This is a genomic window from Neisseria sp. HMSC075C10 (assembly GCF_001815615.1).
Classification (GTDB): domain Bacteria; phylum Pseudomonadota; class Gammaproteobacteria; order Burkholderiales; family Neisseriaceae; genus Neisseria; species Neisseria subflava_A.
On record NZ_KV821265.1, the window covers coordinates 1 to 226 of the forward strand.

1 pseudogene is annotated in these 226 nt (G+C 48.2%); it reads left to right on the forward strand.

From position 1 onward, the window contains the following. Positions 1-130 (forward strand): annotated as a pseudogene (locus tag HMPREF3047_RS11300) (IS5/IS1182 family transposase); the annotation flags it as partial. Between the last annotated feature and the right edge of the window lie 96 nt (positions 131-226).

Sequence of the window (226 nt, forward strand, 5' to 3'; positions counted from 1 at the left end):
CCGTAAATTCCGCTATGCCCGGGCAGCCTACTTCGGACTGAGCAAAGTGAGTTCGCAAAGCCATCTGAAGGCGATATGTTTGAACCTGTTGAAAGCCGCCAACAGGCTAAGTGTGCCTGTTGCCGCCTAAAAGGTGGCCCGGATACCTGATTATCAGGTATCTAAGAGGGGATTAAGGGGGTATTTGAGTAGAATTAGTGGATCTTTGAAACAAAAACAGCCGAAA